Below are 7,387 nucleotides of genomic sequence, written 5' to 3' on the forward strand. Positions count from 1 at the left end.
TGAGGCTAGACCCGTCCGGGGCGGACCGCACGGCCCGGACCACACTCCTGACAGACCGGTGGGGCCCACGGGTCACCGGCTGCGGGGGACCCTCGTCCCAGGTGCCCGCCGAGGGCCTGGTGCACGCTGTGCCCGCGAGCACCCACATGCGGAGGACCAGCCCCGATGAGAGCCACCCAGATCGAGATCGCCCGTGTCGCCGGCCCGGCCCTGGCGCAGGGCCCCTGCGGGGTCAGCGCACTGGTGACTGCTGCCGTCCTGGGCGGCGCGCGCCCGGCGGTGATCGCGCGTCTGGGTGAGCTGCCCGACCGCACGTACCCGGACCTGCGCTCGCTGTGGTCGGTGCTCGCCGACCTCCCTGCCGCGCACGCCTGACGTCCCCGGGGTGCGCGGCAGGTCCGGGGTGCCTGGCGTCGAGCCGGCTGCTGTTCATCCTGGACGCCTTCGACTCCTACGCCGAGGCCCTGCACGGGGCGGCGCACTCCACCGTGACGGGGTCGACCCTGGCCTCCCCCGCAGGGGCGGCCAGGGTCGTGGAGGTGGTGCTGGGTGTCTACTCGGTGGCGGTCTTCGCGACCCTCGCGGGTGCGCTGGGTGCCTTCTTCCTGCAGAGCCGTGGGCCCGACGAGTCGCAGGTCCCGGCTGAAGGGCCGGTCAGTTGATCGCGTAACCGGGGGAGACGTAGCCGAGGCCGGCGGTGCCGGGGGGGACGAACTGCCCGCCGGGCGGGGTCCCGAGCTCGATGTCCGACCACGCCTCGGTCCCGGGGCCGGTCGTTCCCTTGGGCCACAGGTAGAGGCTCGGGCTGATGTGGAGAGCGCGCGGTGTGAGCCACACGTCCTGGACCTCCAGCGGCCACGACCGACGGTCGCGCCACATCAGGTAGGCGCTGCGCCAGGTGCCTCTGATGTCCATCCGTCGCAGGTCCATCACCTCGGGCTCGGCCTGCGTGCCGAACTGGTTGGGCAGCAGGAACAGGCCCTGGTAGTCGGTCGATCCGGAGAGGCGGTCCACACGCAGCACGCGGGGCCCGGCCCAGGTCTGGATGATGTCGGCGTGGTGGCCGTCCTGCGAGCCTCGGACGGTCTCGACGCGAATGTTCTGCAGCTGGACGATCGCGCCCTTGCGCTGGTCGAGCTGGATCCCTTCGCCCATGCCGGTGCCGGTCAGGTGAAGTCCTTCGACGTGCAGCACACCGGTCTGGTCCTTGAAGTACAGGGCCCGGTTGCTGATGCCGTCGTCGGGGGTCCCACCCGGGATGAGGATGGTGCCGCCGATGAGCACGACGTTGCGCCCGCCGACGACGCTGATGCCGCGCGCCCCACGTAGCTGGTGGGGGGGCATGCGCAGCACGTAGTCCCGGTTGTCGTCGAGCCGCATCCACCGTCGGTTGGCGGAGACGTCGATGATCTCCGGATTCTCGAGCTGTGGTGGGGCCCACGTGAGCTCGGTCTGATCGGTCGGCGTGGGGGTGGTGAACACGCCGTCGGTGGTGGGTCCCGGTTCGCCGGCTGCGGCGGGCGAGGCGCTCACCGTGAGGGCTGCGAGGGCGGTGAGTGCTACGGCGAGCCGTCGGTGCCGGCGCTGGGGGGCGGTGCGCAGGGTCGAGGGGGCGGGGCGGTGGTGGTTCACGAGAAAGATCCTCAAGGGGCGGGGTCAAAGGAAAAGCGACACACCCCGGGGATCGGCGGACCGTATATCACATTGAGTTCTCACGGCGGTGACATGTTTCACATCTGCGCGTAACAGAGCGGTGGATTCGGGCGAAACGCGGAGGGGCCGGGCACCATCTCTGGTGCCCGGCCCCTCCGCGTCGTGATCAAGTCGTGATCAATAGGCGCCGGTGGGTGAGATAATCACCTTGATGGTGCGAAGAAGCACCAGAAAGTCACCAAAAGGCGTCCAGTTCTCGGCGTAGTACAGGTCCAGCCGAACCGACTCCTCCCAGGACAGCTCGGACCTTCCGCTCACCTGCCACAGACCGGTCAGCCCGGGCTTGACGTACAGGCGTCGGTGGACGTGGCGTTCGTAGGTGCTCACCTCGTCGGGGAGGTTGGGACGGGGTCCGACCAGACTCATCTCCCCACGGAGCACGTTGAACAGCTGCGGCAGCTCGTCCAGGGAGTACCGCCGGATGACTCGGCCGACGGGTGTGACCCGTGGGTCGTCCTTGACCTTGAAGAGGGCTCCTTGTCCCTCGTCCAGGTGCGAGAGCTCGTGGCGCATCTCGTGAGCGCCCACGCTCATGGAGCGGAACTTCCACATCAGGAAGGGGACGCCGTTCCGGCCGATCCGCTCCTGCTTGTAGAACACCGGCCCCGGGCTCGTCATCTTGACCAGTGCGGCGATCCCGACGAGTGCCGGCGCGAGCGCGACGGTCAGGACCAGAGCGGCGACCCAGTCGGTCACCGACTTGATGAAGTACTTGGACCCGCTGAACTGCGGCTCGTCGACGTGCACCAGTGCGGTGCCGTTCACGAGGCTGGTCTGGACCCGAGGGCTCGCGACCTCGGCGAGGCCTGGTGCGAGGGCCAGCTCGACCCCGCTGCCTTCCAGGTCCCAGCTGAGCTGGCGCACGGCCTTGGAGGTCAGCACCTCCGACCCGGTGACGGCCACCTTGTCGGCGCCGATCTGCTCGGCGGCCGCGACCACGTCCGAGATCCCCCCCAGCACGGGCACCCCGGCGACCTCGTCGACCATCGGTGCGCTCGAGGTCACGCACACCCCCCGCACGTGGTGACCGGATGCGGGGTTGGACCCGAGCTGTTCGATGAGGTCGGCGGCCTTGGGCGGTTCTCCGACCACCAGGACGGTGGTCATGCAGCTACCGGCCCTGCGGCGGGCGACCAGTCGACGCCTGGCGAGGTGGCGCGCGCCGAGCAGCATGACGACCCCGACCGGGAACGCGATCGCGAGGTACCCGCGGGCCATGTCCAGTCGCAGCACGAACGCGATGATCGCCACCAGGGCGAAGAGCTGCCAGGACACCCGGAACACCCGTGCGTACTCGGTCGGGCCAGAGCCGAGCTCGCGGTGGTCCCGGGTCCGTCCGAGCTCGAGCGCGGCGAACCATGCGGTCGCCAGGACCACCGAGACCGCGAGGTAGGACGGTGAGAAGGACCCCGCGACGGTCGGCGGGCTCCAGGTGGCGTCCTCGAAACGCAGGACGTAGGCGATGAGCATGGCGGCGGTGACGACCAGCGCGTCGAGGACGACGAGCGTGCGGACGTACGCGCCGAGCCAGGCGTCGTGGTGCTTGCGGCAGGAGGCGCCTCGTTGCGCAGCGGCCGGGATGGAGGGGCTGACGGTCTGTGGCGCTGTCGAGGACGCGGTGGTCTCGGCAGCGGTCTTCCCCGACGGCAGATGTGAGAGCGCTCCTAGGTTCATTGATCCTCCTGGTTCGTGGTTCGGGCCCCCTGTGGCGATCACGTGGTCGACGTGGTCGCGCAGCCCACACTTCAGGTGCCGCCCACTATGCCGATCGGGTGACGCTCCTGCACGTCTCATTCGTTACTTCTGTGAAAACTCTGGACGTCACAAGTTGCTGTCACGTACGTCACATCTGTAGGTCCTTTACGGAGCAAAGGAGCGGTGAGTATATGGGGTGCCCACGAGGGGTCAAGAGATCACGAGTCGGGCAAACCGGGCGAGGTGGTCTGGTGCCGGTGGGTCGCGAGGCGCCAGATCTCGTCGGCGCGGCGCAGGGAGCCGCCGAGCCGGTTCCGCCAGTGCTGGGCGCGCCGCCGCTGCAGGCGGACGGCCTCACGTCGACGCCACCGGGCCGCGTCCCCCGGGCGAGGAGGAGCCCCCTCCGGCACGCCGGGGTAGAGCATGGCGCGACGCTCGGTGCAGTACACCGGCCGGCCGGTGGCCTCGGTGATCGCACGGGCCTGGTCGGGGTCGCCCTCGATGAAGAGCCAGGCGTGGGCGGCGTCGTAGAGGGTGGACTTGCGGCGCGCGGGGTCCGACGCGAGGTGCCCGCCCGTGGAGTCGGGGCGGTGGGCCGGGTCGTCGCTCATCACCAGGTGCCGCCAACGGAATCCGTGCTCCTCGAGCCAGCTCTCCAGGCCTGGGCGCCCGGCCGGGTCGCGGGAGGTCACGAGCCACCCGACCTCCGATCCCGGGGTCAGGCGCGGTGCTGGTGGCAGGGGCTCGTCGGGTCGGCGGCCGATCAGGACGGAGTCGAGGTCGACGCACGCCTCGACCAGGCCGCTGTGGTGCATGATGTTCCACTCGAAGGCGCGGGGCCGGCTGACCTTCTCGTACCAGTGGTCCAGCAGGCCCTCGGCCGCGCCCTGGGCCGCGTACGGGGCACCCCACACCACGCGGCCGCGAAGGTGTGGTGCCTGGGCGACGAGCATCTTGGCCCTGCGGATGGCGCCGCCGCGGTTGGTGCTGTCGTCCACGACCAGGATCCGCCGCGCACCCTCGATCGCGTCGGGTGCCCGTTCGGACGACAGGCGCTCCCCGCACCGCAGGACGCGTCCCTCGATCAGCCCGTCCAGGTCGGTCAGGGGGCGGTGCATGTGCAGGGCCAGCATCGTCGCGGGCAGCATCCCGCTGCGAGGGATGCCGGCGACGAGGTCCACGTCCTCGGGCAGGGTCTCGGACCACCGCGCCACATCGACGCTGAGCTGGTGCACGCTACGGAACTCCATGCTGTGGCCTCGTTCGTCGGGGGTCGTGGGGGCGTGGCGTGGGGAATTGGCGGGACTTTACCGGTGAACGTTGATTAGTGCCAGGGCGGATTTCGGGCGAACTGTGCGGACCGGTCAGAACATCAGTGACTCGACGGGACCGCTCGAATGCATCGGTGCATATTCCGAAGGTGGGCGCTACTGTGTGTTCTCAGCCCGACGACGCGCCGGTGAGCGTCGTGTGCCGTGACGGTCACCGTCGGTACACCCGCCCTCGGCCCACGGAGGACTTCGCGTGATCCCTTCCGCCACCCGGACCGCGTCCCGCGGTCTGCGTGCCGTGGTGGGCCTGTGACCGGGCCCGCGGCACCTGCCCCGCCCCAGGACCTCCGTGGGCGCGCCGCCCACGGGGTGATGTGGTCCGCGTTCGAGAAGTGGATGGTGCGGGGCAGCACCCTCGTCGGCTTCGTGATCCTCGGGCGGCTCCTGACGCCCGAGGAGTTCGGGATCGTCGCGCTGGCGATGGTCTTCATCATCCTGCTGACCGTCGTGACCGACGGCGGGTTCACCGTGTACCTGGTGCAGCGACGGACCCTGGACCAGGCGGTCACGAGCACGGCGTTCTACCTCTCCTCGGCGTTCGGACTGGTCCTGGCGCCGGTCCTGGCGTTCACGGCCCCGGCGCTGGGCCGGGCCCTGGACGTCCCGGCCTTCGCCCAGGTGGTACCCGCGCTCTCGGTCGCGCTCCTGGTCTCTGCGCTGTCGGTCGTGCCGGCCGGGCTCCTGCAGCGTGAGCTGCGCTTCCGCGAGCTCGCCATGAGGCAGGTCCTGGCGACGGGGCTGTCGATCGTCGCGGCCGTGGGCCTCGCGTTCGCAGGCGCCGGGGTCTGGGCCCTGGTGGGCCAGACCCTGGTCCGTTCCCTGGTTGCGTTCGTGATGCTCTGGCGGGCCAGCGACTTCCGGCCCTCGTGGAGCTTCTCCCGCCCGGCATCCCGCGAGATGCTCGTCTTCGGCTCCAGGTCCATGTCGGTGCAGCTGCTCAAGAAGGCCCGGGAGGAGGGCGAGGCACTGCTCGTCGGTGTGCTCCTGGGCACGGTGGCACTGGGCCTGTGGACCGTGGCGCTGCGGCTGGTCAACGTCATCATGGACCTGGGTGCGGCGGTGTTCGGCCGTGTCGCCAGCCCCGTGTTCGCCCGGCTCCGCGACGACCTGCCCCGCCTGGGCAGCGCGCTGGGCAACGGGATGGCCATCGGGAGCCTGGTGCTCGTCCCGGCCCTGGTGATGCTGTCCCTGACCAGCGCGGTCGTGGTCCCTGCGGTGTTCGGCGAGCAGTGGGTGCCCGCGGCCGGAGTCGCCGCGATCCTCTCGTTCCGGTCCATCGTCTACGGGTTGGGCACGTTCCACCGCTCCTACCTGACGTCCACAGGACGGCCGGGTGTCGAGCTCTCCGTCATGGCGCTGGAGATCGCCGTCCAGATCGTCCTGGTCGTCGTCTTCGCCGACCAGGGCCTGGAGGCCGTGGCCCTGGCACTCGCCGCATGGGCGGTGCTGGTGTGGCCCGTGCGCGCCATCGCGGTGCGGCGCCTGGACGGGGTCGCGTGGCGGACCTACGCCCAGACCTGGTTGGTGCTGCTCGTCTCCGGCGTGGCGGCCGCGTCGGTGCTCGGCGCCAACCAGCTGGTGGACCTGTCCGGTTGGTCGTACGTCGCGTTGGTCTGCGGTCTCGGGGGCGCGGTGTACGTGGGCGGGGCCTACCTGCTGTGCCGTCCGACCATCAACCAGGCCGTCGGGTCGTTGCCCGCGCGGTTGCGCCCCGGAAGACGCCGACCGAAGGGAGGGGACGCAGTACCGGGATCTCGGCGAGCCGGGACCAGCAGTCGGTGAACGAAGGTGCGGGACCGCCCGACGGGATCCTGCATGCAGGTCGGGACGTGAGGAGAGGGGACATCGTGGCAGACCGACAGGGGGCCACCTCAGGCACGACGGCCATCCGGCGCTTCTGGCCCGTGGGCCTGGTCGTCGCACTGGTGTGCGGCATGTCAGCAGCGTGGGCGACGGAGCAGACGGCCGAGACGACGTGGACGGGGCAGGGGCAGTACATCGTCCCGGTCGCCCCACCGCAGCCGGTGCCGGAACCGGACGAACCGCCACCGCCGGTGACCGAGCTGCCGACCAACGCCTACGACGCCGGGGTCCTGGCGCGGACCTACGAGCTCGTCCTGGAGGAGGACACCCTCCTGCTCGACGCCCTCGCCGAGGGAACCGGGATGGACCGCGACGACGTCCAGGCCGGGGTCGACGCCGTCCACGTCCTGGGCACACGGGTGGTGCGCGTCAGCTTCAGGGCCGCGACCGAGGACGAGGCCCGGGGGTACTTCGAGGAGCTCAGCGCCCTCGTGACCGCGGACAGCCCGTCCCCGCACCTGCCCACCGGCAACCTCGTGCCCCTCGGCGAACCCACCGAACCCGAGATCAGCACCGGTCTCGCCGGGGCGGCACCCCTCGTCGGCGGTGCCGTGGGCCTGCTGCTCGGGTGGGGCGCGATGCTCCTGCTCGAGCGGCTCGACCGCAGGGTGCTCGCGGCGGCCGATGTCCGAGCCGTGGCAGCGTGGCCCGTGCTCGACGGCCTCGTCGGCGACCGCGACGAGGCCTTCTGGGAGTCCGTCGTCCTGCGGGCACGCCACGACCCGCAGGTCAGGCGCGTCGCGGTGGTCACCGCCCCGGGCGCCAGGCCCGCCGTGGTCGACGGG

Annotated in this window: 7 protein-coding genes; 4 read left to right on the forward strand and 3 right to left on the reverse strand. The window is 70.9% G+C overall.

Annotation, left to right across the window (positions count from 1 at the left end):
• Positions 1 to 165 precede the first annotated feature (165 nt).
• Together N869_RS17235 and N869_RS02875 are read left to right on the forward strand one after the other, a co-directional pair.
• Positions 166 to 375 (forward strand): hypothetical protein, encoded by a 210-nt coding sequence (locus N869_RS17235; protein ID WP_035057540.1) that lies wholly within the window; start codon positions 166 to 168, stop codon positions 373 to 375.
• Positions 336 to 662: a hypothetical protein gene (locus N869_RS02875; RefSeq protein WP_052104896.1), complete on the forward strand. Its 327-nt coding sequence runs from the start codon at positions 336 to 338 to the stop codon at positions 660 to 662. The genes N869_RS17235 and N869_RS02875 overlap by 40 nt, the downstream gene beginning before the upstream one ends.
• Here N869_RS02875 and N869_RS02880 read toward each other — a convergent pair.
• The 3 genes from N869_RS02880 to N869_RS17240 all read right to left on the reverse strand — a co-directional run bounded on the left by N869_RS02880 (position 655) and on the right by N869_RS17240 (position 4,658).
• Positions 655 to 1,632 carry a hypothetical protein gene (locus N869_RS02880; RefSeq protein WP_035057542.1) on the reverse strand — a complete coding sequence of 326 codons (978 nt, stop codon included), beginning with the start codon at positions 1,630 to 1,632 and terminating at the stop codon, positions 655 to 657. The genes N869_RS02875 and N869_RS02880 overlap by 8 nt on opposite strands.
• A 198-nt stretch (positions 1,633 to 1,830) precedes the next feature.
• Positions 1,831 to 3,387, reverse strand: a complete 1,557-nt coding sequence (locus N869_RS02885; protein ID WP_052104897.1) for a sugar transferase — start codon at positions 3,385 to 3,387, stop codon at positions 1,831 to 1,833.
• A gap of 239 nt (positions 3,388 to 3,626) precedes the next feature.
• The gene (locus N869_RS17240) at positions 3,627 to 4,658 is read right to left on the reverse strand and encodes a phosphoribosyltransferase (protein WP_035057545.1); all 1,032 of its coding nucleotides are present in this window, start codon (positions 4,656 to 4,658) and stop codon (positions 3,627 to 3,629) included.
• Between the two features lie 330 nt (positions 4,659 to 4,988).
• Here N869_RS17240 and N869_RS02895 point away from each other — a divergent pair, with 330 nt between their 5' ends.
• Both N869_RS02895 and N869_RS02900 read left to right on the forward strand, forming a co-directional pair.
• On the forward strand, positions 4,989 to 6,521 hold the full coding sequence (locus N869_RS02895; protein ID WP_035057547.1) for a lipopolysaccharide biosynthesis protein: 1,533 nt from the start codon (positions 4,989 to 4,991) through the stop codon (positions 6,519 to 6,521).
• Between the two features lie 65 nt (positions 6,522 to 6,586).
• Positions 6,587 to 7,387, forward strand: an 801-nt coding sequence (locus N869_RS02900) for a YveK family protein (RefSeq protein ID WP_408606338.1), incomplete at its 3' end; no start/stop codon positions are given.

Origin of the sequence: Cellulomonas bogoriensis 69B4 = DSM 16987, from assembly GCF_000767165.1 — a bacterium.
GTDB lineage: Bacteria > Actinomycetota > Actinomycetes > Actinomycetales > Cellulomonadaceae > Actinotalea > Actinotalea bogoriensis.

Coding starts and splice junctions, on each gene's coding strand:
- N869_RS17235 (WP_035057540.1), top strand. CDS start 166: ATGAGAGCCACCCAGATCGAGATCGCCCGTGTCGCCGGCCCGGCCCTG.
- N869_RS17240 (WP_035057545.1), bottom strand. CDS start 4,658: ATGGAGTTCCGTAGCGTGCACCAGCTCAGCGTCGATGTGGCGCGGTGG.
- N869_RS02885 (WP_052104897.1), bottom strand. CDS start 3,387: ATGAACCTAGGAGCGCTCTCACATCTGCCGTCGGGGAAGACCGCTGCC.